At 74.5% G+C, this 23,218-nt stretch carries 24 protein-coding genes and 1 riboswitch; of the genes, 11 read left to right on the plus strand and 13 right to left on the minus strand.

What is annotated here, in order from left to right; all coding sequences use genetic code 11:
- Nucleotides 1–104: 104 nt before the first annotated feature.
- Nucleotides 105–1,319: an MFS transporter gene (locus ACFYE1_RS12920; protein ID WP_387743366.1), complete on the minus strand. Its 1,215-nt coding sequence runs from the start codon at nucleotides 1,317–1,319 to the stop codon at nucleotides 105–107.
- 457 nt (nucleotides 1,320–1,776) lie between these two features.
- On the opposite strand from ACFYE1_RS12920, the gene ACFYE1_RS12925 reads away from it, so the two are divergent.
- The 3 genes from ACFYE1_RS12925 to ACFYE1_RS12935 are packed head-to-tail and all read left to right on the plus strand — an operon-like array spanning nucleotide 1,777 to nucleotide 4,925.
- Nucleotides 1,777–2,508: a YcnI family copper-binding membrane protein gene (locus tag ACFYE1_RS12925; RefSeq protein ID WP_387743369.1), complete on the plus strand. Its 732-nt coding sequence runs from the start codon at nucleotides 1,777–1,779 to the stop codon at nucleotides 2,506–2,508.
- Nucleotides 2,509–2,537: 29 nt separating this feature from the next.
- Nucleotides 2,538–3,371, plus strand: coding sequence for a PTS sugar transporter subunit IIA (locus ACFYE1_RS12930; RefSeq protein ID WP_387743372.1), 834 nt, complete (start codon nucleotides 2,538–2,540; stop codon nucleotides 3,369–3,371).
- 12 nt (nucleotides 3,372–3,383) lie between these two features.
- The gene (locus ACFYE1_RS12935; protein ID WP_387743375.1) at nucleotides 3,384–4,925 is read left to right on the plus strand and encodes a PTS ascorbate transporter subunit IIC; all 1,542 of its coding nucleotides are present in this window, start codon (nucleotides 3,384–3,386) and stop codon (nucleotides 4,923–4,925) included.
- Nucleotides 4,926–4,935: 10 nt separating this feature from the next.
- Here the strand turns inward: ACFYE1_RS12935 and ACFYE1_RS12940 are convergent, their stop codons facing one another.
- Both ACFYE1_RS12940 and ACFYE1_RS12945 read right to left on the minus strand, forming a co-directional pair.
- Nucleotides 4,936–6,036 carry an alanine racemase gene (locus ACFYE1_RS12940; RefSeq protein WP_387743378.1) on the minus strand — a complete coding sequence of 367 codons (1,101 nt, stop codon included), beginning with the start codon at nucleotides 6,034–6,036 and terminating at the stop codon, nucleotides 4,936–4,938.
- Between the two features lie 171 nt (nucleotides 6,037–6,207).
- Nucleotides 6,208–7,152 carry an NAD(P)/FAD-dependent oxidoreductase gene (locus ACFYE1_RS12945; protein ID WP_387743381.1) on the minus strand — a complete coding sequence of 315 codons (945 nt, stop codon included), beginning with the start codon at nucleotides 7,150–7,152 and terminating at the stop codon, nucleotides 6,208–6,210.
- Between the two features lie 98 nt (nucleotides 7,153–7,250).
- On the opposite strand from ACFYE1_RS12945, the gene ACFYE1_RS12950 reads away from it, so the two are divergent.
- Complete coding sequence (locus ACFYE1_RS12950) at nucleotides 7,251–7,901, plus strand: helix-turn-helix domain-containing protein (RefSeq protein WP_387743384.1); 651 nt, start codon at nucleotides 7,251–7,253, stop codon at nucleotides 7,899–7,901.
- A 43-nt stretch (nucleotides 7,902–7,944) separates the two neighbouring features.
- Here ACFYE1_RS12950 and ACFYE1_RS12955 read toward each other — a convergent pair whose 3' ends face one another.
- Nucleotides 7,945–9,315 carry an MFS transporter gene (locus tag ACFYE1_RS12955; RefSeq protein ID WP_387743387.1) on the minus strand — a complete coding sequence of 457 codons (1,371 nt, stop codon included), beginning with the start codon at nucleotides 9,313–9,315 and terminating at the stop codon, nucleotides 7,945–7,947.
- A 229-nt stretch (nucleotides 9,316–9,544) separates the two neighbouring features.
- On the opposite strand from ACFYE1_RS12955, the gene ppgK reads away from it, so the two are divergent.
- The gene (ppgK, locus tag ACFYE1_RS12960) at nucleotides 9,545–10,399 is read left to right on the plus strand and encodes a polyphosphate--glucose phosphotransferase (protein WP_387743389.1); all 855 of its coding nucleotides are present in this window, start codon (nucleotides 9,545–9,547) and stop codon (nucleotides 10,397–10,399) included.
- 15 nt (nucleotides 10,400–10,414) lie between these two features.
- On the opposite strand, the gene ACFYE1_RS12965 is transcribed toward ppgK, so the two are convergent.
- A complete protein-coding gene (locus ACFYE1_RS12965; protein ID WP_387743392.1) occupies nucleotides 10,415–10,606 on the minus strand; it encodes a hypothetical protein in 192 nt (63 codons plus the stop codon).
- 350 nt (nucleotides 10,607–10,956) lie between these two features.
- Here ACFYE1_RS12965 and ACFYE1_RS12970 point away from each other — a divergent pair, with 350 nt between their 5' ends.
- Nucleotides 10,957–11,304, plus strand: coding sequence for a hypothetical protein (locus tag ACFYE1_RS12970; RefSeq protein ID WP_387743394.1), 348 nt, complete (start codon nucleotides 10,957–10,959; stop codon nucleotides 11,302–11,304).
- A 48-nt stretch (nucleotides 11,305–11,352) separates the two neighbouring features.
- Here ACFYE1_RS12970 and ACFYE1_RS12975 read toward each other — a convergent pair whose 3' ends face one another.
- The 5 genes from ACFYE1_RS12975 to ACFYE1_RS12995 all read right to left on the minus strand — a co-directional run bounded on the left by ACFYE1_RS12975 (nucleotide 11,353) and on the right by ACFYE1_RS12995 (nucleotide 14,714).
- The gene (locus ACFYE1_RS12975; RefSeq protein ID WP_387743396.1) at nucleotides 11,353–11,556 is read right to left on the minus strand and encodes a hypervirulence associated TUDOR domain-containing protein; all 204 of its coding nucleotides are present in this window, start codon (nucleotides 11,554–11,556) and stop codon (nucleotides 11,353–11,355) included.
- A 246-nt stretch (nucleotides 11,557–11,802) separates the two neighbouring features.
- Nucleotides 11,803–13,473 (minus strand): MDR family MFS transporter, encoded by a 1,671-nt coding sequence (locus ACFYE1_RS12980; protein ID WP_387743399.1) that lies wholly within the window; start codon nucleotides 13,471–13,473, stop codon nucleotides 11,803–11,805.
- Entirely contained in the window at nucleotides 13,470–14,096 is a 627-nt protein-coding gene (locus ACFYE1_RS12985; RefSeq protein ID WP_387743402.1) for a TetR/AcrR family transcriptional regulator, read from the minus strand. The genes ACFYE1_RS12980 and ACFYE1_RS12985 overlap by 4 nt, the downstream gene beginning before the upstream one ends.
- 97 nt (nucleotides 14,097–14,193) lie before the next feature.
- Entirely contained in the window at nucleotides 14,194–14,523 is a 330-nt protein-coding gene (locus ACFYE1_RS12990) for a DUF3140 domain-containing protein (RefSeq protein WP_387743405.1), read from the minus strand.
- On the minus strand, nucleotides 14,520–14,714 hold the full coding sequence (locus ACFYE1_RS12995) for an FCD domain-containing protein (RefSeq protein WP_387743408.1): 195 nt from the start codon (nucleotides 14,712–14,714) through the stop codon (nucleotides 14,520–14,522). The genes ACFYE1_RS12990 and ACFYE1_RS12995 overlap by 4 nt, the downstream gene beginning before the upstream one ends.
- Nucleotides 14,715–14,902: 188 nt before the next feature.
- Between ACFYE1_RS12995 and ACFYE1_RS13000 the strand changes: the two genes are divergently transcribed.
- The gene (locus ACFYE1_RS13000; RefSeq protein ID WP_387743411.1) at nucleotides 14,903–16,429 is read left to right on the plus strand and encodes an AMP-binding protein; all 1,527 of its coding nucleotides are present in this window, start codon (nucleotides 14,903–14,905) and stop codon (nucleotides 16,427–16,429) included.
- An 18-nt stretch (nucleotides 16,430–16,447) separates the two neighbouring features.
- On the opposite strand, the gene ACFYE1_RS13005 is transcribed toward ACFYE1_RS13000, so the two are convergent.
- From ACFYE1_RS13005 to thiE, 3 genes are all read right to left on the minus strand, one after another.
- Entirely contained in the window at nucleotides 16,448–17,359 is a 912-nt protein-coding gene (locus ACFYE1_RS13005) for a VOC family protein (RefSeq protein ID WP_387743413.1), read from the minus strand.
- 162 nt (nucleotides 17,360–17,521) lie between these two features.
- Complete coding sequence (locus tag ACFYE1_RS13010; protein WP_387743415.1) at nucleotides 17,522–18,556, minus strand: hypothetical protein; 1,035 nt, start codon at nucleotides 18,554–18,556, stop codon at nucleotides 17,522–17,524.
- Between the two features lie 99 nt (nucleotides 18,557–18,655).
- Entirely contained in the window at nucleotides 18,656–19,375 is a 720-nt protein-coding gene (gene thiE, locus ACFYE1_RS13015; RefSeq protein WP_387743418.1) for a thiamine phosphate synthase, read from the minus strand.
- A gap of 15 nt (nucleotides 19,376–19,390) precedes the next feature.
- Nucleotides 19,391–19,494: riboswitch (TPP riboswitch) on the plus strand.
- Here thiE and ACFYE1_RS13020 point away from each other — a divergent pair.
- The 4 genes from ACFYE1_RS13020 (at nucleotide 19,490) to moeB (ending at nucleotide 23,160) form a co-directional block, all read left to right on the plus strand.
- The gene (locus ACFYE1_RS13020; RefSeq protein WP_387743420.1) at nucleotides 19,490–20,890 is read left to right on the plus strand and encodes an FAD-dependent oxidoreductase; all 1,401 of its coding nucleotides are present in this window, start codon (nucleotides 19,490–19,492) and stop codon (nucleotides 20,888–20,890) included. It overlaps the preceding riboswitch by 5 nt.
- A complete protein-coding gene (thiS, locus tag ACFYE1_RS13025; protein WP_387743423.1) occupies nucleotides 20,887–21,126 on the plus strand; it encodes a sulfur carrier protein ThiS in 240 nt (79 codons plus the stop codon). The genes ACFYE1_RS13020 and thiS overlap by 4 nt, the downstream gene beginning before the upstream one ends.
- 64 nt (nucleotides 21,127–21,190) lie before the next feature.
- Nucleotides 21,191–21,988 (plus strand): thiazole synthase, encoded by a 798-nt coding sequence (locus tag ACFYE1_RS13030; RefSeq protein WP_387743519.1) that lies wholly within the window; start codon nucleotides 21,191–21,193, stop codon nucleotides 21,986–21,988.
- Nucleotides 21,985–23,160 (plus strand): molybdopterin-synthase adenylyltransferase MoeB, encoded by a 1,176-nt coding sequence (gene moeB, locus ACFYE1_RS13035; protein ID WP_387743425.1) that lies wholly within the window; start codon nucleotides 21,985–21,987, stop codon nucleotides 23,158–23,160. Before ACFYE1_RS13030 ends, moeB begins: the two co-directional genes overlap by 4 nt.
- Nucleotides 23,161–23,218: the final 58 nt, after the last annotated feature.

The raw sequence follows: 23,218 nt of genomic DNA on the forward strand, positions 1-23,218 counted from the left end.
GCCCTAATCCGCTCGGCGAGGACGCGCTCTCGGCGAGGCGGGCGTCCCGCCCCGGGATCCCGGGGTTCCCGGCGGCCGCCGGGGACCTCCCCGGGCGGGTGCGCCTACGGGCGGCGGCGGGTCTCCGCGACGGCCAGGAGGCCGCCGACCAGGAACACCACGGTGGCGCCCAGCACGACCAGCAGGGGGACGGTCCACCCTCCGGTGCCGGAGTTCAGCGCGCCGACCAGGGGCGGGCCGACGGTCGCGGCCAGGTAGCCGCTGCCCTGGATGCGGGCGGAGGTCCCCGCGGCCTCGGCGTCGGTCCGCACGATGCGCGCGACGATCGAGAAGATCGTGGTGAAGCCCCCGCCCTGGGCGATGCCGCCGACGGCGGACCAGAGGAGATAGCCCTCGGGTGCCACCAGCAGGCCGACCGGCAGGGCCATCCACAGCGCGCCGATGACGGCCACGGGCGCCCACGCCGGGGTGCGGGCGGCCACCAGGGGCACCCCCAGGGCCCCCGCGATGGCGGCGACCTGGAAGAGCGAGGCGCTCGCCCCGGAGGCCGCCAGGCTCAGCCCGCGGGTGTCGGCCAGCAGCGTGGGCAACCAGGCGGTCACGGAGTAGTAGGAGAAGGCCTGCCCGCAGAAGGCGAAGGTCAGCCACCAGCCGGTCCGCCGGACCAGCGCGGTGCCCCGAGCAGCCCTCAGCACCCCGGTGGCGGTGGTGGGCTCGGCGGGGGTGGGGGCGGCGGGCGGCGTGCCGGCCCGGCGGCGCGCCACGCCCAGCCAGAAGACCAGGGCCGCCAGCGTCAGCACGCCCCAGGCGGCCAGCGCCCAGCGCCAACCCACCACCGCGGCCAGCGGCGCAGTGCCCAGGGCGGTGATCATCGACCCGACGTTGAGCGAGGCGGTGTAGGCGGCGGTCACCACGGGGACCCGGCGCCAGGAGACGTCCCGGCGGATGATCACCGGGACCACGATGTTGCCGATGGCGATCGCGGCGCCGATGACCACGGTGCCGGCCAGGACCACCGGGGCGGGGCCGGCCGAACGGACCACGGTCCCGGCGAGCACGCCCGCCAGGCATGCCAGGACCGCCGCCTCCGGCCCGAAGCGCCCGATCAGCTTCGACGCCAGCGGAGTGACCAGGGCGAAGAGCAGGACCGGCAGGCCCGTCAGCAGGCCCGCGGTCGCCGACGAGAGCCCGAGATCCGCCTGGAGCTGCGAGATCACGGGGGTCGGGGCGATGATCGGCCCGCGCAGGCTCAGCGCGACGAGCACGATGCCGACGACGATCCACGGCAGGCCGCGCGCAGGCACGGAGCCCCGGCTCATCCCAGCCCTCCCTGGGTGCGCAGCAGCGGCCGGCGTTCGCCGACGGCGCGGCGTCCGGCGATCTCCGGGCACAGCGCGGACGTGACGCTCATGGCAGCTCCTGGGACAGGGCGGGACGGGGGCACTCACCGGCGGGCGCGCATCCGGTGGAGTCAGGCCGGAGCGGCCGGCTCAGGGGTGCTGGTGCGCCTCCGCTCCCCCGTGGCCTCCGGCGGGCGGGGCGGGTGCTTCCGCCAGCTTGCCAGATCCGCGCCGCAGATCGGGACGGACGTGCGCATCACCACACCCCCCGGATGGTGTGCCGGAGTCCGGCCGCCGGTAGGTTCGTGCTGGTCACCCGGCGCGACGCCGGGCGGTCCCGGCGCGGGGGCAGCGCGCCACAGCCGTCACCGACGACGGACCCGGCGCTGCCCACGCCCCCGGGTCCCGGAGGCACGCACGAAAGGCTCCCCATCCCATGACCCACCCGACCTCCCGCGTGGCCGCGGCCGGTTCCGCCCTGCTGCTCGCGACCGGGCTGACGGTGATCGGCCTGTCGCCGGCCGCCGCGCACGTCTCGGCGTCCTCCACCACCACCGCGGCCGAGGGCTACGCCCGGATCACGTTCACCGTGCCCAACGAGTCCGACACCGCCTCCACCGACAGGCTCGAGGTGCGGCTGCCCACGGACACCCCGCTCGGGTCGGTGCGGGTGCAGCCGGTGGAGGGCTGGACCGCCGAGCTCACCGAGGAGGAGCTGCCGGAGCCGGTGCCGGTGGGGGAGGGCGCCGTCACCGAGGCCGTCACCACCATCACCTGGACCGCGGACGAGGAGCACGCGATCGCCCCGGACCAGTTCCAGACCTTCACGGTCTCGGCAGGGCCGCTGCCGGCCGAGGGCACCACCCTGGTGATGCCGGCGACCCAGTCCTACACCGACGGCCGCACCGTGGCTTGGGACCAGACCGCCGCCGAGGGCGAGGAGGAGCCGCAGCACCCGGCGCCCTCCCTGACCACGACCGCCGCCGAGACGGAGGGCCACGCCCACGGCGCGTCCGCCGAGCACTCCGCCGAGGCGACCGCCGCCGACGCGTCCCCGACCGGGCAGTCGTCCACGGACAACGCCCTGACCTGGGTCGCCGTGGTCGCCGGCGTGCTCGGTCTGGTCGCCGGGATCGCCGCCCTGCTCCGGACGCGCCGCAGGGGCTGACCCGGCGCTCCCGGCCTAGGATGGTCGACATGTCCGACCTCAGCCGTCTGCTGGATCTCGCGTCCATCCGCCTCGACGAACCGGCGGGCGACTGGCGCGAGGCCGTCGCCCGCGCCGGCGAGCTCCTCGAGCGCCGGGGCGCCGCCGGCGGCGAGTACACCCGGGCCATGATCGCCAACGTCGAGGAGAACGGCCCGTACATCGTCGTCGCGCCCGGCTTCGCCTTCGCCCACGCCCGGCCCACGGGGGCCGTGCACCGCACGGCGATGTCCTGGGTCCGGCTGGCCGTGCCGGTCGAGTTCGGGCACGCCACGAACGACCCCGTCACCCACGTGGTGGCACTGGCCGCCGACGACAGCACGGCGCACGTGCGGGCCATGCGGGACCTGGCCACTCTGCTGGGCTCACCCGAGACCCGGGCGGCCCTGGACCGGGCGAGCACGTCCGAGGAGATGCTCTCCGTGCTCTCCGCGCTCTCGGAGGACACACCGTCAGCCGGCGTGCCGACCTCGTCCGCGACGACCTCCGCGACCACCGCCACGGCGACGCCCGCGCGGACGGAGACCGCCGCCGAGAGCCGCAACAAGATCCTGACCGTCTGCGGCAACGGGCTCGGCACGAGCCTGTTCCTGAAGAACACCCTGGAGCAGGTGCTCGACCGCTGGGGCTGGAGCCGGTACCTCACGGTCGAGGCGACCGACACCATCTCGGCCCGCGGCAAGGCCCAGGAGGCCGACCTGATCCTCACCTCCGGGGAGATCGCCCGCACCCTCGGGGACGTCGGTGTCCCCGTGAAGGTGATCGAGAACTTCACTAGCACCACCGAGCTCGACGCCGCCCTGCGCGAGCTCTACGACGTCTGAGGCAGGCAATCCGTGAACTGGCTCGTCAGCATCCCCGAGTTCCTGGTCAGCGAGATCCTCGCCGTCCCGGCGTTCCTCATCGGCATCATCACCGCTGTCGGCCTGGCCGCCCTGCGCAAGAGCACCGGCCAGATCATCGGCGGCGCCATTAAGGCGACGCTCGGCTTCCTGCTGATCGGCGCCGGGGCCACCCTCGTGGTCGCCTCCCTGGAGCCCCTGGGCGCCATGATCCTGGGCGCCACCGGCGCCCAGGGCGTGATCCCCACCAACGAGGCCATCGCCGGGATCGCCCAGGCCGAGTACGGGGCCCAGGTCGCGTGGCTGATGATCCTCGGCTTCGCCGCGAGTCTCGTGCTCGCCCGCTTCACCCCGCTGCGCTACGTCTTCCTGACCGGCCACCACGTCCTGTTCATGGCCACGATGCTGACCATCATCCTCGCCACCGCCGGGTACGACGGATGGGTGACCGTGCTGCTCGGCGCCGTGCTGCTCGGCATCCTCATGGTGTCGCTGCCGGCCCTCGCCCACCCCTGGACCCGCCGGATCACCGGTGACGACAGCGTGGCCATCGGGCACTTCGGCACCGCCGGGTACATCGCCGCCGGGGCCGTGGGGCAGGTCGTGGGGAAGAACAGCCGGTCCACCGAGGACACGAAGCTGCCGGAGGGGCTGCGCTTCCTCCGCGACTCCATGGTGGCCACCGCGCTGTCCATGGCCCTGATGTACGTGGTCCTCGCCGTGCTCTTCCTCGCCCGGGCCGGGACCGAGGAGGCCTTCACCGCGTTCGAGGGCGGCGCCACCGGCGTGGGCAACTACCTGATGATGTCGATTACCCAGGGCCTGCAGTTCGGCGTGGCCGTCGCCGTCATCCTCTTCGGCGTGCGCACCATCCTCGGCGAGCTCGTCCCGGCCTTCCAGGGCATCGCCGCCAAGGTCGTCCCCGGCGCCATCCCGGCCCTCGACGCGCCGATCGTCTTCCCCTACGCGCAGAACGCCGTGCTGCTGGGCTTCCTCGCCAGCTTCGTGGGAGGTCTGCTCGGGCTGCTCGTCCTCTCCGTCTGGCTCAACCCCGCCCTCGGGCTCGCCCTGATCCTGCCGGGGCTCGTCCCCCACTTCTTCACCGGCGGTGCGGCCGGCGTCTACGGCAACGCGACCGGAGGGCGCCGCGGAGCCCTCGCCGGCGGCTTCGTCAACGGCCTGCTCATCACGTTCCTGCCCGCGTTCCTGCTGTCCGTCCTGGGCGCCTTCGGCGACGAGAACACCACCTTCGGCGACGCCGACTTCGGCTGGTTCGGGATCGCCGTGGGCTCCGCGGCCAAGATCGGGTCCGTCGGCGGCATCGTGGTCATCGCCCTGATCGGACTCGGGGTGCTGGCGCTGGCGATCGTCGTGCAGCGCAAGGTGGTCGAGACCCGCTGGGATCCGGCCGCCGGCCGCGCCTGGCCCGGGGCCTCGGGCGCCCAGGAGACCGCGGACGCGGCGGGCCCCTCCCGCACGTTCCCCAGGATCGCTCCGCCGAAGGGCGCGCCCGCTCCGCCGCCGCCGCCGCGCTGACGCGGCGGGGTCAGGAGTTGCGGCCCCGCGCGGCCACGGTCCAGCGCTCCAGCAGCGCCCCGCCGCGCACCACGGCCACGTCGTCGACGAGGTTCATGGTGAGGCACACATGGTTGGGGATCACGCGCAGTCGCTCGCCGAGAGCGGGCAGCGGGGCGTCCTCGGGCCAGACGACCGTGGCGTGGTGCTCCGACAGCGCCGTGATCCGGGCGTCCGGGTGGTCCATCAGCCGACCGTATCCCGTGGCCCAGGCCGGCCGGTCGCTGCCGAGGACCTTGCTGCCGGCGTCCAGGACGACCCGCCGCGGCACCGCGTCCCCGCCCTCGTGCCGGCTGACCACGGTCGCGGCCACGGTCAGGGCGATGTCCTCGAGGGCGCACCGGCCGAGCTCCAGCTGCTGGGCGTCGCCGAAGACGTAGACCCCCGGCCGCACCTCCGTGGCCGCGGCGCTGTCGGTCAGCAGCGCGCTGGGCGTGGACCCGCCGCTGCGGCGCAGCACCGCGAAGCCCGCGGCCTCCAGCTGCCCGGCCGCCCGGTCCAGGGCCTGCTGCTCCTGCGCGGCGGCCTCGACCGGCATGCCGGGGGCATAGCTGTGCCCCGGGAAGGTGAAGACGCCCTCGACGCGCAGGCCGGCCCGGGCCGCGGCGCGGGCGACGTCCGCGGCGGCCTCCGGGCGGACCCCGCTGCGGTGGTGGCCGCTGTCGACCTCCACCAGCACGGCGATGTCGCCCGCCGCGTCCCCCAGCTGCTCGCCCATGGCCGCGGCGGCCTCGGCCGAGTCCACGCCGACACTGATCCGGACCGCGGCGCTCAGCCGGCGCAGGCGCTCCGCCTGCCGCGGACCGACCCACAGCGGATACGCGATGAACAGGTCCTCGGCCCCGTGCGCGGCGAAGACCTCGGCCTCCCCGAGCGTGGCCACGGTCAGCCCGGCCGCGCCCGCGGCGAGCTGCAGCGCGGCGATCTCCGGGACCTTGTGCGTCTTGGCGTGCGGGCGCAGCCGCAGCCCCCGCTCGCGCACGGCCGCGGCCATCCGCTCGACGTTCCGCTCGAGCGTGTCCCGGTCGATGAGGACGTCCGGGGTGTCGACTTCTTCGGGGATGCGGTGCATGGGGCTCCTCGCCGTGGCACGTTGCGGTGGGTCCGGTCCATGGTAGGTCCGGTCGGGGCCCCACGGGTCGCCCCCCGGACGGCCTGCCGGACGGCGGTGCTGCCGGACGGTGGTGCTGCGGGGCTGGTCCTGTGCGACAGGGCGGCGGGACCCGGTCGGGCCCGGCGGTGGTCAGACGGCTGCCCGTGCCCGCACGGCGGCGGCCGCGTCCTCGGCCACGAGGTCCGCGTTGATCGCCGCGGCCGCGCCGACCCCCGCCCCCGCCGCGGAGGAGACCATGGCCGAGAGGTCGCCGGCGTTGCCGGCCGCCCACACCCCGGGGATCTCGGTGCCGCCCATCGGGCCCGCGGCGATCAGCGCCCCCGCGGGGTGGTCGGTCAGGGTGCCGCCGAGCTGCTCGTACAGGTCGGCCCGGGCCACGAGCCGGGGCGCCACGACCAGGGCGTCCACCGGGACCTCCGGACCGTCCTCGAGGACCACGGCGCGCAGGACGTCCTCCTCGAGGCGCAGCCGCTGCACGGGCCCCTCGACCACGCGGACCCCGAGGGCGGAGAGCTGCTCCCACGCCTCGGCACCGGGGTCCGGCATCCGGTCCGGGAAGAAGGTGACGTCCTCGCTGAGCTGCCGGAACAGCAGCGTCTGGTGGATGCTCATGGGCCCGGCACCGAGCACGCCGATGCGCCGGCCGCGGACCTCCCACCCGTGGCAGTAGGGGCAGTGCAGCACGCTCCGCCCCCACAGCTCCCGCACGCCGGGCAGGTCGGGGAGCTCGTCGACCAGCCCGGAGGCGAGCAGCAGCCGCCGCGCGCGCAGCACGCCGCCACCGGCGAGACCGACCGTGAACCCGTCTCCGGCGGCCCGGGCGGTGACGGCGCGGTCCCGCACGATCTCCGCCCCGTACTGCTCGGCCTCCCGCCGGCCGACGGCGAGCAGTTCGAGCGGCGGGATCCCCTCGCGGCCGAGGAGGTTGTGCGCACCGCCGGCCGGGGCGTTGCGCGACTCGCCGGCGTCCACCACGGCCACCGAGCGCAGGGAGCGCGCCAGGGCGACGGCGGCGCTCAGGCCGGCGGCACCGCCTCCGACGACCACCACGTCATGGGACGAGTTCCGGCTCATGGCACACCTCTGCTCTCCTGCGATCTCCTCCGGCCGGGAACTTCCGGCCACGGCACCACGGTAGACGTCCTATGCGCACAAGACATACCATCTTGCTCATGACGCAAGAACTTGACCTGGACGCCGTGATCCGCCGGCGCATCCGCGGTCTCCGGCTGGCGCGCGGCTGGTCCCTGGACTCGCTCGCGGCCCGGTGCCACCTCAGCCCGTCCACGCTGAGCCGGCTCGAGACCGGGCACCGCAGGATCGCCCTCGACCAGCTCGTGCCCATCGCCCGGGCCCTCGACACCTCGCTCGACCAGCTCGTCGAGTCCCCCGAGGACGAGGACGTGGTGATCCGCCCCCAGCCCAGCAGCACGCCGGGGCTGACCACGTGGCTGCTCTCCTCCGAGCGGGCCCTGCACGGGATGACCGTGGCCAAGATGCGCATCCAGCCGGGCCGGCCGCCCGCCCCGGCCCGGCTGGCGGTGCACCCGGGCCGGGACTGGTTCACCGTGCTCTCCGGAACCGCCCGCCTCCACCTCGGCGAGCGGGTCATCGTGGTCGAGGCCGGTCAGGCCGCGCAGTTCTCCACGATGGTCCCGCACGCCATCGTGGCGCAGGGCGGGCCGGTGGAGATCCTCACCGTCCTCGACCACGACGGCGAGCGCGCCCACCTGCACGCGGACGACTCGGCCGACGACCGGCGGGTGCCGGCCTCGGCCGACGGGCCGGAGGCCGGCGGGGCCGAGCGCGACCCGGCGGGGTGACGCACGTCCGGGACCAGGACGCCGGGGCCGCGGGCCGCCCGGCTCAGGAGCCCGGTGCCGCCGGCACCGTCTCGGCGCGCCCCGGCGAACCGCGCCGCGCGCCCGGGCCCGGGAGCTGCGGGATCAGTGCCACGGCCCCGGCGGCGACCAGCGCCACGGCGGTGAAGACGATGAAGTTCCACTGGAACGGCAGGGCCGCCGAGCCGATCCAGCCGCCGATGAGCGGGCCGGAGATCGCGCCCACGCGGGCGAAGGACAGGGCCCACCCGGTGGCGGTGGCGCGGGAGTGGGCCGGGTAGTACTCGGCCACCCAGCCGGTGAGCACCAGCGAGGTGGAGATCGAGCCGATGCCTGCCAGGGCCACGAACACGTAGTTGATCACGATGCTGTTGGGGAACATCAGCAGCAGGATGCCCACCCCGCCCAGCAGGTAGAAGACCACCAGGATCAGCTTCTTGCCGTACGCGTCCGCGGCGCGGCCCAGGGCGATGCCGCCGATGGCCGACGCCAGGCTGAAGACCACCAGGAACGTCAGCGCGGGGCCGAGCTCGTAGCCGGCCGAGCGCATGATCGAGGGCAACCACGTGTTGAGGCCGTAGACCAGGACCATGCCGCAGAACAGGGAGACCCAGAAGAACACCGTGGCGACCAGGTAGCCGCCGGAGAACATGGCCGCCAGGGACTGCTTCCAGCCCGCGGACCGTGCCTCCGCCTCCTCGGAGGACACCGGCGTCCAGTCGCTCTCGACGAACGGGACCACGTGGAGGCGCTCCGCCAGGCGGGCGGCCTCCTCGCGGCGGCCCTTGCCCACGAGGTACTCGAGGGACTCGGGCAGCAGCCTGGCGACCAGCGGCAGCAGGACCACGGGCAGGAACCCGACGCCGACCACCCAGCGCCAGCCCAGCGTGGGCAGCAGGACGATCGCCACGAGCGCGGCGGCCAGGATGCCGAGGGAGTAGCCGGAGTACATCACGCCGTAGTTGAAGGACCGGCGCCGCGGCGCCGAGTACTCGATGGTCAGGGCAGCGGCCACGGGGATGATCCCGCCCATGCCGAGCCCGCCGAGCAGGCGGAAGAGCCCGAAGACCTCCGGGGTGGGCGCCAGCGCGGCGCCCAGCTGCATGGTGGTGAAGATGGCCATCGAGGCCAGCAGCATCTTCTTCCGGCCGATCCGGTCCGAGAGCGTGCCGATGACCATGGCCCCGACGAGCATGCCGATGAGGGCGTAGGAGCCGAGACCGCCGAGCTCCAGCGGTGTGAGGTCCCAGGCCCGGTGCTCCGCCAGCGCGGGCAGGACGGCGCCGAGCACTCCGACGTCGTACCCCTCGGCCAGGATCGCGAGCCAGCAGGCGAGCAGCACCCGGTTGGTGGTCTTCTGCGGCACGGGCCACGCGGCGGAGGGGGAGCTGGTCATGCGGGGAAGTCCTTCGAAAGGCGGCGGGACGCCCGGGCTCCGGCGGGGCGCGGGCGCTCGCCGGGGTGGCCGGGACTCCTCGATTCTAGGGAACGCCCGGGGCGGGACGGGCCGCCCCGGGCGAGTCCCGGGTCCCCGCGAATAATTGCCGTCCCCGCCCGGTTGTACAGTCGAACCGGCGCCGCCCGCTCCAGGGCGCGCCGTCCGCGCCTCGATCCAGGACCGTGAGATGACCTGTGCCCTGCCGTCCGTCCGGACGCCCCCGACCGTCCCACCCGCCTCCGACGGCGACGACGCCCGCTGCCTCGGAGTGGACATCGGCGGGACGACCATCAAGTACGCGGTGGTGGACCCGGTCCGCGGGGCCACCGTCGGCCCGGTCCGCCGGGTGCCCACGCCCGCGCCGGCCACCCCGGCCGCGGTGGTGGCCGTCCTGCGCGAGGTCCTGGAGACTCTGGAGAGCGCGCCCGGGTCGGGCGGGCCCCTGACCGGCGTGGGCGTGGGCGTCCCGGCCATCATCGACCACGGCATCGCCCGCTCCGCCGCCCACCTCGACGACTCCTGGATCGGCACGGACGCCCGGGAGCTGCTCGCCACCGGGCTGGGGCGCGAGGTCGCGGTGCTCAACGACGCCGACGCCGCCGGGCTGGCCGAGGTGCGCTTCGGCGCCGCCCGCGGCGCGGCCGGCACGGTGCTGGTGATCACGCTGGGCACCGGGATCGGCTCGGCGCTGTTCCTGGACGGGGAGCTGATCCCCAACAGCGAGTTCGGCCACGTGTGGCTGGACGGCCGGGACGTCGACGGCTGGGCCGGCGCCTCCGCCCGGACGGAGGAGGCCTTGGACTGGCCGACCTACACGGACCGGCTCCAGCGCTACCTGTCCCACCTCGAGCGTCTGATCTCGCCGGACCTGGTCGTCCTCGGCGGGGGCATCAGCGAGCGGCACCAGGAGTTCCTGCCCCGGTTGCGGCTGCGCGCCCGCGTGGCCCCGGCACAGCTGCGCAACGCCGCAGGCATCGTCGGCGCCGGACGCCAGGCCCACGTCGGGGCGGTGCGGGCGACCAGCCTGGTCGGCAGCCGCTGAGCCGGCCCGGGGCGATCAGCCCCGGGTGTGCTCCGGCGTCGGGGGAGCGGCCTGGGGCCTCGGGACGGTCCCGCGGGTGTCCAGCGGGCCGGTGCTCCCCGCGGTGGTCCTCCCCGTGGCCTTCCGCTCCGGCAGCGCGCCGTGGCGCGTCCGGTCCTGCTGCTCCAGCCGGCAGAGCGCGGCGTTGTTCATGTTGATCGTGATCACGGTGTCGACCCCTTGTAGCCCATGACAGCGAATGTATGCGGACCGCGGGGCCGCGCCGCCGCCCTCGGGGCGTTCCGTGCGTCACACTCGACCGGTTCGCGCATCAGCCCTGGTGAGAAGGGGGTCGGTGGCGCAGCGGGCGGGGCTTTGTGACGCCGGGCGACGCTCCGGGGCGCCGGCACCTGAAAATTCGTGCGCCCGGGACCGCGGACCCTGGACCGATGAAAAGGACGCTTCCCCTGTGTGACGCATCTCTCTATCATGGAGACCGACAGCGTCGTCGAGCACCCCGCCCGGCACCGGGACCCCCTGCAGGTCCTGATGCGCTCGCACGACTGGAGATCCCCGCCATGAGCATTTCTGAACTGACCTCTGTCCCCGACGACACGGGACCCCTCGACGTCCTCCACGGCATCGGCGTGGGACCGGTGGTCGACCCGGTCTCGTCCATCACCGTCTCCCACGTGGCGCGCTACCGCATGCGCACCGACCGTGCCGGGCTGGACCTCCGTGCGGGCGAAGTGGTGCTGTGCTCGCCCTACGACCCGGTCGAGCTGGGCATGGTGGTCCTGGTGCGCTGCGAGGCCGACGGGTACAGCCCCGGAGCCCTGATTCCGGCGGCCGACGTCGAGTACCTCGAACCGGCCGGCTTGTCCTTCGGCCCGTTCGTGTGGGACACGCCCGGCGTCCGCGGCTGAACGCCGGTCCCGGCCCTCCTGCCACTGGGCCTGTCCCCAGGCAGGCAGCTAGGCCTCGGTGAGAGCGTCCGCCTTGTGGGTCGCGCGCGCCCCGGAGCTGTCGGACTCCACGATGTAGTGGGGATCGTCCGTGCTGGCGCGGTACGTGCGGCCGTCGAGCTCGAAGTCCTCGGTCTTCTTCTCGACCACGGTGCCCTCGGTCGTGCCCTGAGGGGTGTTCCACGTGACCTTGGTGCCCTTGCTCAAGCTCATCTGCTGCTCCTCTGCTCGTTCCGGTGCGCGTGCGACCTCGTGCGGCCGCCGGTGCGGGTGCCCGGCCGTGCCCGAGCACGGTCCTCAGCCTACGGAGCGAACCGTGGTCCGGCGACCCCCGGCTGAGCGGCGTGCGGCCGGGCCGGTACGGCTGCGCCGTTGCTGCCGGGCCCGGGGTGCTGCGCCGGTGCTCCCCGGCCGCTGTTGCCGCCGCTTCGGTGCCGGGGTGGTGCTGCCGCGCCGCAGCTAGCGGGTCGCGGAGGCCGGCTCCAGGACGGCCGGGTCCTCGCGCGGATCGACGGCGTCCCGGTCCGCGCAGCCGGCCCGCCGGCCGGCCGGCTCGTCGGCGGAGACCGCGAGGCGGCCCTCGGCGAGCGCCTCGGACTCGGTGTCCGTCTCGACCGTCGTGGCCAGCGGCTTCTCGGCGACGAAGCACAGCACGGCGGCCGCCAGCAGGCCCAGGGGCATGATCCACAGGTAGATGGGGGTCAGGGCATCGTTGTAGGAGCTCACGATCAGGTTCCGCAGCGCCTCCGGCAGGGAGGCGACCACGGCGGGAGTGAGCGAGTTGGCGCCGCCCGCGCCGCCCTCGAGCGCGGCCGCCGGGAGGCGCTCGGCCATCATGTCGGCCAGTCGGCTCGCGAAGACGCTGCCCACCACCCCCGAGCCCAGGGTGGCGCCGATCTGGCGGAAGAAGTTGTTCGCCGCGGTGGCCGTGCCGACCTCCCGCAGGGGGAAGGTGTTCTGCACGATCAGCACCAGCACCTGCATGGACAGGCCCAGTCCCAGGCCCAGGACCGCAATGTAGAGGCACACGTGCCACACCCCCTGCTCGGCGGTCAGGGTGGCGAGCAGGCCCATGGCCACGGCCACGATCACGCTGCCGGCCACCGGCAGCCACTTGTAGCGACCGGTCCGGCTCACGGCCTGTCCGGCCAGCACCGAGGTCACGAGCAGGGTGCCCATCATCGGCACCATCAGCAGTCCGGACCGGGTGGCGTCGACGCCGAAGACCATCTGCAGGTAGGTGGGCAGGTAGCCGAGAGCCCCGAACATCGCGACGCCGGTGAGCAGGCCGGCCAGGGTGGTGAGGACGAAGTTGCGCTCGCGGAACAGGTGCATCGGGATGATTGGCTCGGCGGTGCGCCGTTCGACGGCCACGAACGCCGCGGCGCTCACGAGCGTCCCGGCGACCAGGCCGAGGATCAAGGGGTCGGTCCAGGCGTACTTGCCGCCGCCCCATGTGGCGAACAGCACCAGGCAGGTCGTGGCCGCGGCCAGCAGCACCATGCCGCCGACGTCCAGGCGCGCCCGGCCGCCGTGCCGGGGGAGCTTGAGGAACAGGACGGCTCCGGCCAGCGCCAGCAGGCCGAGCGGGATGTTGATCCAGAAGACCCAGCGCCAGCCGGGCCCCTCGGTGAAGAACCCGCCGAGCAGCGGACCGATCACCGAGGACACGGCGAACACCCCTCCCATGACGCCCATGTACTTGCCGCGCTCCCGGGCCGGGACCACGTCGGCGATGGCGGCCTGGGAGAGGATGATCAGCCCGCCGCCGCCGAGTCCCTGGATCGCGCGGGCCGCGATGAGGACCTCGATGGTGCCGGCGAGCGCGCCGACGGCGGAGCCGGCCATGAACACCAGGATCGCGGCCAGCAGCAGGGGCTTGCGGCCCATGAGGTCCCCGAGCTTGCCGTACACGGGCATCATGACCGTCGAGGCCAGGATGTAGGCCGTGATCACCCACAGCATCTCGTCGACCCCGTTGAGCTCGCCCACGATCGTGGGCAGCGCCGTGCTGAGCACGGTCTGGTTCAGTGCGGCCAGCAGCATGGAGAGCATCAGGCCGACGAAGAGCAGCGCGAGGTGCCGGGAACCGGTGCCCGGTTCGGCCCGGTGGGCGGGAGTGCGGGTCATGGGAGCTTCTCCTGGAGGCGGTGGAGGAGGGTGAGCGCCGACTCGTGGTCCTCGGCCGGCAGGCCGTGCGCCGGGGAGTAGCCCTCGGCGGTGATGGCGAAGCGCAGCGGGACGCCGCCGAGGATGACCAGCATCCGGGCGACCTCGTCCACGCGGTGCCCCCCGATCCCGGCCGACCACTCCGGGTCCCGTGACAGCAGGTCCGCGAGGGTGCGGCGCACCAGGGCCTCGGCCTCGAGCATCAGCTCGTGCCGGCGGCGGCCCAGGCCCGGGTGGTCCTGCAGCAGCTTCCGGCGCCGATCCGCGTCACGTCCCGCGTAGGCGCTGCGGGTCACGGCCAGCAGCAGGCGCGAGACCTGGCCCAGCAGGTCGTGCTCGAGGGAGAACCCCTCCAGCAGCTCCGGGTCCAGCGAAGGGGCCCGCATGCCCAGGACGGCGTCCTCCTTGGCCGGGAAGTAGTTGAAGAACGTGCGCGGGGAGACACCGGCCGCGGTCGCGACGGCCTCCACCGTGGTGCCCTCGACCCCGTGCTCGATCGCGAGGGCGGCTGCCGCCTCGTGGATCGCTGACCAGGTCTCGGCCTTCTTGCGGGCGCGCAGGGTGGGTGGGGAGTCGTCGTTCACCCCCACATTTTTGCACCTCTGCACGTTTTGCACAACTGCAATGTCATGGATGTGGGCCGCCCGGCTCGCCCCGTCGGGCCGGGCGCAGCGCTCCGGCTCAGTCCTCGAGCGGGTCGTGGCCCCAGTTCATGAGGGAGTAGCGCCACCGGGTCTCGCGCACGTCGCCGTCGGGCCGCTGCGCCAGGTGGCGGTGGACGTAGCCGACCACCTTGCGCATGTGCTCGTGGTCGGCGTCGGTGCGCTCGCTTTTCGGCTTCTGCAGGATCTCCACGATGCGCCGCCCGGAGCGGTGGCCCACCGACTCCCCGCCGTCGTCCTGGCCCACCGAGGTGGACTCGTCGGTCTCCAGCCACGTGGACAGCTGCCCGGCGGTCATGTTGACGGCCTCGTCGAAGTCCTTGCCGGTGGTGTCGTCGCTGCTGCTCATGCCTCGCTCCTCAGGACCAGCTCGGTGTACTCGTCTTCCTGGATCCTCACGTGCGCCCGCGCCCGCGACCCGGCCGCCTCCGCGTCGTGCCCCAGGACGGCCTCCGCGATCGCTCGGTGCTCGTCCAGGCTCCTGGCCGTGCGGTCGCCCACTCGCAGCCGGAGGCGGCGGTAGGCCTCCAGGTCCGCCATGACCTCGGTTCACGCGAAATACCCTACAGTCCACCCATATACACAACAGCGTTCTCGATGTACACATCGTTCCGGAGCTGGTCATGAACGCCGCATCCCCTGCTGAGGAGACGGACCGACGGGGCCGGGGGACGTCCGGCCGAGGAGGCGGACGCAGCCTGCCGACAGACCACCCTTGAGGAGACGACATGAGGACCATCCACCAGCTGTTCGAGGACGCCGCGGCGAGGCACGGTGACAAGGCGCTCACCGTCGAGCCGGACGGGCGCCGGCTGACCTACGCCGCAGTGCACGAGCTGACCGAGCGGCTGGCCGGGACCCTGACCGCCCTCGGCGTGCGGCCCGGTGACCGGGTCGCGGCCAAGGTCGAGAAGCTGCCCGAGGTCATCGCGCTCTACCTGGCCACCCTGCGGATCGGCGGGATCTACCTGCCGCTGAACACGGCGTACACCGGCAGTGAGCTCCAGTACTTCGTCGAGGACGCCCGGCCGGCGCTGTTCGTCTGCAGCCCCGGGGAGGAGGAGGGGCTGGCCGGGCGCAGCCCCGACGGCGTCTCCTTCGTGTCGCTGGGCCCGCACCGGACCGGCACGCTCTTCGAGCCGCAGGACGCCCGCCCGGCGCCTCCGGTCGACGTCGAGCCCGACGCACCGGCGGCCATCCTCTACACCTCGGGCACGACCGGGCGCTCCAAGGGCGCCGTGCTGACCCACCGCAATCTCGCCAGCAACTGCGCCACCCTGACCGGGGCCTGGCAGTACGGGCACGACGACGTGCTCATCCACGCGCTGCCGATCTTCCACATCCACGGGCTCTTCGTGGCGGTCAACATGTCGGTGACCACCGGGGCCACCATGCACTTCCTGTCCACGTTCGACCCGCAGTCGATCCTCGACCTGATGCCGGAGTCCACGGTGCGCATGGGGGTGCCCACGTTCTACACCCGGCTGCTCCGGCACCCGGACCTGACCGCCGAGCGCACCCGGACCATGCGGCTCTTCGTCAGCGGATCGGCGCCCCTGACCGCCGAGACCCACCACGAGTGGCGGGACCGCACCGGCCACGCGATCCTCGAGCGCTACGGCATGACCGAGACCGGCATGATGTCCTCCAACCCCTACCGCGGCGAGCGCCGGGCCGGAACCGTCGGTCCGCCCCTGCCCGGCATCAGCATCCGCGTGGCCGAGCGGGGGACGAACACCGGCCTCCCGGCGGGTGAGATCGGCTCGATCCAGGTCTCGGGCCCCAACGTCTTCCGGGAGTACTGGAACCAGCCGGAGAAGACCGCCGACGAGTTCACCGACGACGGGTACTTCGTCACCGGGGACCTGGGCGTGTTCGACGACGACGGCTACCTCTCCATCGTCGGGCGGGACAAGGACCTCATCATCTCGGGCGGCTACAACATCTATCCCAGGGAGATCGAGGAGCTCATCGACGAGCACCCCTCGGTGCGGGAGTCGGCGGTCGTCGGTGTGCCGCACCCCGACCTCGGGGAGGTGCCCGTCGCCGTCGTCGTGCCCCAGGGCGACGGTCCCGCCGATCCGACAGCGATCCTCGAGGCCGTCCGGCCGCGGCTGGCGCGGTTCAAGCAGCCGCGGGCGGTCGAGTTCGCCGACGAGCTGCCGCGGAACGTGATGGGAAAGGTCCAGAAGGCCGCGCTGCGCCAGGAGCACGCAGGCCTGTTCCAGCAGGCACCGACCGGACCGGAGAGCTGAGGAGGAGCGGGAAGGGCTTCAGGCCGCGACGCCCACCTGGATCAGCGTGCTCCAGGGGTCCTCGAAGCGCAGCACCGCGCCGTCGTGCCGGGTGGCGATCCGGTGGTCCGCGAGCCGGGACTCCAGGGCCGCCACGTCGTCGGCGCTCGGCAGGTCGATGTTGACCTGGCCCAGCCCCAGCGACGCCGCGCGCGGGCCGGCCCCGGCGCTCCGCCAGGTGTTGAGCGCGATGTGGTGGTGATAGCCGCCGGCGGCGATGAACAGGGCGGAGCCGATGTCGCTCATGACCTCGAAGCCCAGGACGTCCACGTAGAACTGCCGGCCCAGCGGGATGTCGCCCACCTGCAGGTGGACGTGGCCCAGGGTGGCCGGCGGTGCCGCCGGGAGCCGTCCGTCCTGCTCCGCCAGGTGCTCCTGCAGGAAGCCGTTCGGGTCAAGGGGGTTGGAGGCCAGGGTCAGCAGACCGCTGGGCTCCCGCCGCCACGTGTCGCGGGGCCGGTCCGTGTAGAGCTCCACCCCGTTGCCCTCGGGGTCGTCGAAGTAGAAGGCCTGGCTGTAGAGGTGGTCGGCGCTGCCGGTGAAGGAGCGGGGCGCCATGGTCGCCACGGACGCCAGGGCCGCGGCCAGGGCGGACTCGTCCTCGAAGACGACCGCGGTGTGGAACAGGCCGGCCTGCCCGCGGCGGGCCGGGGGGAGCTCCTCGACCCGGCGCAGCCGCACGACCGTCCGGCCGTCCCGGCCCAGGACCGCGGTGTCCCCGGCGTGGGCGAGCACGTCGAGGGTGACGGCGTCCGAGTAGTAGGCGACCATCGTGTCCAGATCGGAGACGAGCAGCTCGACAGCACCCATCCGGGTGCCTGCGGCCAGCAGGTCCTCGGCGGGGCGCTTGGTCAGACTCCGCGGGTCGGGGTTCTGGGGAAAGATCGGCATCTCGGGGTTCTCCGTCGGCAGGGACAGCACATTGGTTGATGTGTCCCCAAGACTATCCCGATAAGCTTTCCGTTGCAAGTAAATGGGGGTCCGGGGGACCGGGACCCGCGAGCGGACCGCCGCGAGGTCCCGGTCTGTCCGGGGGCCGCCGGGGCCTGACGGTCAGAGGATGAAGATCAGCGCCGCGATGACCGCCAGGATGCCCAGGAAGACGAATCCCCACGCCTTGAGGTTGTCGGAGTCGTCCTCCTCGGGCTCGGCCGGGCGCGGCGGCCAGCCGCCGGGGCCGGGGCCGAACACCGGTCCGGAGGCCCCCTGCCCGCCGGCTCCGGGTCCTCCGGGCGGCTGCTGCTCGACGCCGTACCCGGCAGCTCCGTACCCGGGGGCACCCTGTCCAGGTGCCCCCGGCCCGGGGAACTGCCCCGGGAACTGTCCGGGCGGCGGGGACGGGGTCGCGGGGCTCACGCCCCACTGCGGGTTCTCGGGCGAGCCCGCGGGGGGAGCGCCCGGCGGGGGCGTGCCCGGCCGGACGTCGCCGGCCGCCGCCGGTGTCGATCCCGCGGGCGGTCCCGGCACCGGGGGAGCCGCTGGGGGCAGGGTCTCGCCCGAGAGCACGGGCCCGTCCTCGCGGTGGCCCTTCTCCGCCTCGGTCAGCAGGGTCACGAACTGCTCGAGCTGCTCGGACCCGTCGTACTCCCGCGCCAGGAAGCGCTCGGCGCGGCGGCGCACCACCCGGTAGACCCTCCCGTCGTCGGGAATCCCGAGGTCCCGGGCGGCCCGCGCCACGGCGAGCGGAGGCTGCTCCGGAAGGGGGTTGGTGCCCCACTCCAGGAGCCCGGTCAGCAGCGGGCGCTCGAGCACGGTGGCCAGGGCCGCCCGGGCGCCCGGCACCCGGGTCAGCTCCAGCAGCCCGCTCGGCGGCGCGGACGGGCACCCAGGCACGTCGCTGGGCAGCCGGGCGGCGCGCTCCAACCAGAAGGTGTCGCCGAAGAGGGTGGCGAGCAGCACGGCCGCGGCGAGCCGGTCGTCGCTCGGCGCGGCGTCCTCCGGTGCGCCCTGCTCCCAGTGGGTGCCGAGGGCGCGGCGGGCGGGCTCACCGGCCAGACGGACGCGCAGCTGCGCGTCCTCCGGGCCGCGGGCGGTCTCTGCGGGACGCTCCACCGCGTGCCGCACCTGGGGGTCGAGCTCGGGGTCCATGGGCCACCTCTCCGTCGTCGTCCTGGGTCCATGCTCTCAGAACGTGCTGGGCGGCGGCGGGGAGCCGACGGTGAACAGGGGTCGCGAGCCGCCCCGGGCTCAGGCGGGGAGCAGGCTGCGCAGCTGCCCCGCGGCGACTCGGGGGTCGGAGGCCTCGGTGACGGCGCGGACGACGACAACGCCGCGCGCCCCGGCCGCCAGCACCTGCGGGAGCCGCTGCTCGTCGATGCCGCCGATGGCGAACCACGGCACGGGCGGGGCCTCCGCGTCCGCGTCCAGCCGGGCCTCCGTCAGCCCGGCGACCGCGCGGACGAACTCCAGCCCGGTGGCCGGGCGCCCCGGCTTGGTGGGCGTGGCCCAGACGGGACCCGTGCAGAAGTAGTCGACGTCCGGGTCCTCGAGCGCCGCCCGGGCCTGTCCGAGGTCGTGGGTGGAGCGCCCGATCAGCACGTCGGGGCCCAGCAGCTGCCGGGCCTGGGCGGGGGCGAGGTCGTGCTGGCCCACGTGGAAGACGTCGGCGCCCACCAGCGCGGCGATGTCGGCGCGGTCGTTGACGGCGAACAGGGCACCGTACTCGGCGGCGACCCGGCCCAGCAGCCGCAGCGCGGCGATCTCCTCGTCCGCGTCGATGCTCTTGTCCCGCAGCTGCACGATGCTCGCGCCACCGGCGTACGCGGCGTGCAGGAACTCCTCGAGGTCGCCGCGGTCGCGGCGGGCGTCCGTGCACACGTACAGCCGGGCGGCGAGGAGCTTCGCCGTCCGGGCGTCTCGCAGGGAGGACTCGGCAGGGGCAGAGGTGTCACGGGTATGCTGGGCCACACGCTGATGATAGGTCAGCGGTTCTGCGGGAGCCCCATCGAGGGCTGAGAGGGCGTCCAACGCCGACCGCCACACCTGATGCGGATCATGCCGCCGTAGGAAAGGACGTTCCGTGTGACTTCCGCGCACCCCGCCCCGACGACCGCACCGCACGCGCTGGTCGGGCAGCCCGAGCACGTCCGGGCCGACGTCGCCGTGATCGGCGCCGGAGTGATCGGCCTGGCCACCGCCTGGGAGCTGCGCCGCCGCGGCCGCTCGGTGGCCGTGGTGGACCCCGAGCCGGGCTCCGGCGCGAGCCGCGCCGCGGCCGGGATGCTCGCCCCGGTGAGCGAGGTCCAGTACCAGCAGGAGCCCCTGTACCCCCTCATGACCGCCTCGGCCGCCGAGTACCCGGCGTTCGTGGCAGCCCTCGAGCAGGCCGCCGTGGGGTCGGTGGGCCACCGGGCCACCGAGACCCTGGTCTGCGGCGTGGACGCCGCCGACCGGCAGGCCCTGGCGGAGCTCCGCGAGCTGCAGGGCCGCCACGGCATGACCGTGGAGCAGCTGACGCTGCGGGCCGCCCGGGCCCTCGAGCCCGCCCTGAGCCCGCGGCTGTCCGCCGCGTTCCGGATCCCGGACGACCACCAGGTCGACCCGCGCCGCCTGGTGGCCGGGCTGCTCGCCGCCCTCGTCACCCCGGCGCTCCCGGAGCCCGCTGAGGACTCGGAGCCCGCTGAGGACTCGGAGTCCTCGAGGCCTCCGGAGCTCTCCGAGCCCTCGGCCGCTCGTGACGGCGGACCGGCCCGCCTCGTCCACGACCGCGCCACGGGGCTGCGCCGCAACGCCGAGGGCGCCGTGACCGGCGTCCGCCTGGCCGGCGGCGGGATGGTCTCCGCGACCTGGACGGTCCTGGCCCCCGGCGCCGACCTCGGTGACCTCGAGGGGCTGCCGGAGGACTGGCACCCGCCCCTGCGGCCGGTGCACGGGGACATCCTGCGGGCCCGGGTCCCCGGCGGGGCGCCCGAGCTGATCGAGCGCACCGTCCGCGGCCTGGTGCACGGGGCGCCCGTCTACCTGGTGCCCCGCACCGACGGCACCGTGGTGATCGGGGCGACCTCCCGCGAGGACGGCCTGACCGGCCCCAGCGCCGGCGGCGTGTTCCGGCTGCTGCGCGACGCCCAGGCGCTCGTGCCCGGCGTCGCCGAGCTCGAGCTGATCGAGGTGCTGGCCCGCGCCCGGCCCGGCACCCCCGACGACATCCCGTACCTGGGCCGGGTCCGCGACCCGGACGGCTCGCCCGTGGCGGGGCTCGTGGTCTCCACCGGCTACTTCCGCCACGGCGTCCTGCTCGCCCCGCTGGCGGCCCGGCTCGCCGCGCAGCTGGTGGCCGGAGGCACCGGACCCGATCCGGCCGCCGACGCCGAGCACCTCGCCACCACCGATCCGCACCGCTTCGACCGACCGGTCGAGGCCCGTCGAGGGGATCCCGGGCCGGCCGCCGCCGGACCCGGACCCCGGAGCAGGAGCTCCCGATGACCGCCATCACCCTCAACGGCCGCCCGCGCCACGTGGCGGAGGAGACGACCGTCGTCGACCTCGTCGCCGAGACCGTCGGCCGGGCGCTGGGCCCCGACGGCGCCCCGCTGGACGGCGGGCGCCTCGGCGTGGCCGTGGCCGTGGACGCCGCGGTCGTGCCCCGCAGCCGCTGGCGGCGGACCCCCGTGGCGGAGGGCCAGGCCGTCGAGATCATCACCGCCGTCCAAGGAGGCTGACGTGACCGTCCCGCATCCCGACCCGCTCGTGCTCGACGGCACGGAGCTGTCCTCCCGGCTGATCATGGGCACCGGCGGCCTCAGCTCGCTGCACACCCTCGAGCAGGCGCTGCTGGCCTCCGGCACCGAGCTGACCACCGTGGCCCTGCGCCGCTACGCGCCCGGTCAGGGCGACTCCCTCTTCGCGCTGCTCGAGCGCAACGACATCCGGATCCTGCCCAACACGGCCGGGTGCTACACGGCCCGGGACGCGCTGCTGACCGCCGAGCTCGGCCGGGAGGCCTTGGAGACCGACTGGGTCAAGCTCGAGGTGATCGCCGACGAGGACACCCTGCTGCCCGACGTCGTGGAGCTTCTCGACGCCACCGAGCAGCTCGTGGCGCGCGGCTTCACGGTCTTCGCCTACACCTCCGACGACCCCGCCGTGGCGCGCCGGCTCGAGGACCTGGGTGCGGCCGCGGTGATGCCCCTGGGCGCCCCCATCGGCACGGGCCTGGGCATCCTCAACCCGCACAACATCGAGCTCATCGCCTCCCGGGCGTCCGTGCCCGTGGTGCTCGACGCCGGGATCGGCACCGCCTCCGAGGCCGCCCTGGCCATGGAGCTGGGCTGCGACGCCGTGCTCCTGGCCAGCGCCGTCACCCGCGCCCAGGACCCGGTGGCGATGGCCACCGCGATGCGGCACGCGGTGGTCGCCGGCCGGCTCGCCGCCGGTGCCGGTCGCATCCCGGCCCGCCGCCACGCCCAGGCGTCCTCGCCGATGGCCGGGCGGATCGATCCGGACGTGCCGGAGGCCGGACCCGCCGCCGGCCCGGTGGACGTGCCGCGCGGGGACTGGGCGCCCGTGGGAGAGCGGCCGTGAGCCCGCTGCCCCCGCTCGTCGAGCCCGGCCCCGAACTGACCCGCGAGGAGCTCGAGCGCTACGCCCGGCACCTGACCCTGCCGGGGATCGGACCCCTGGGCCAACGGCGGCTGGGCAGCGCCCGCGTGCTCGTCGTCGGCGCCGGAGGACTGGGCTCCCCGGCCCTGCAGTACCTCGCCGCGGCGGGGGTCGGGACCATCGGGATCGTCGACGACGACGTCGTGGCGGTCTCCAACCTGCAGCGCCAGGTGGTGCACACGACCGCCGACGTCGGCCGCCCCAAGGCCGCCTCGGCCGCGGAGTCCGTCACCGCCCTCAACCCCCTCGTGCGGGTGCGCACCCACCCCGTCCGGCTGGCCGCCGACAACGCCGTGGACATCCTCCGCCAGTACGACCTGGTCCTGGACGGCGCCGACAACTTCGCGACCCGCTACGTGGTCAGCGACGCCGCCGCCCTGACCGGCACGCCGTGCGTGTGGGGCTCCATCCTGCGCTTCGAGGGGCAGGCCAGCGTCTTCTGGGCCGGGCACGGGCCCACCTACCGGGACCTCTATCCCGAGGCCCCGCCGGACGGGGAGGTGCCCAGCTGCGCCGAGGGCGGGGTCTTCGGCATGCTCCCCGCGACCATCGGCTCGGTCATGGTCACGGAGGCCGTCAAGCTCATCACGGGCACCGGGGAGCCCCTGCTCGGGCGGGTGCTGCTGCACGACGCGCTCGCCATGACCTGGCGCGAGATGCGCCTGGCGCCGGACCCCGACGCCGCCCCGGTCACCGCGGTGGCCCAGGCCGCCGCCGGCTGCGCACTGCCCGGGACGGACCCTTCCGGGACCGTCGGGGCGGCCGAACTGGCCCGGCTGCTCGAGCGCCGCGCGCGCGGGGAGGCGTCCTTCGCCCTGGTGGACGTGCGCGAGGACTGGGAGCGGGAGCTCGTAGCCATCGACGGCGCCGTCCCCGTGCCCCTGCAGGACATCCTGGACCGGGGCGCGGACGCCCTGCCGCCCGAGGCCCGCGGCGCCGACCTCGTGCTGCACTGCAAGGCCGGTGCCCGCTCCGCGACCGCCCTCGCCGCGCTGCGGCCCTTCTTCGCGCAGCGGGAGGAACGGGTTCGGCACCTCGAGGGCGGGGTGCTCGCCTGGGTGGAGCAGGTGGAGCCGGACAAGCCGGTGTACTGAGCCGGACCACTCGGCCGGACCACTCGGCCGGCAGGAGCACGCGCCGCCATGAGGCGCG

The sequence above is a fragment of the Kocuria nitroreducens genome, from assembly GCF_042879195.1.
GTDB lineage: Bacteria > Actinomycetota > Actinomycetes > Actinomycetales > Micrococcaceae > Kocuria > Kocuria nitroreducens.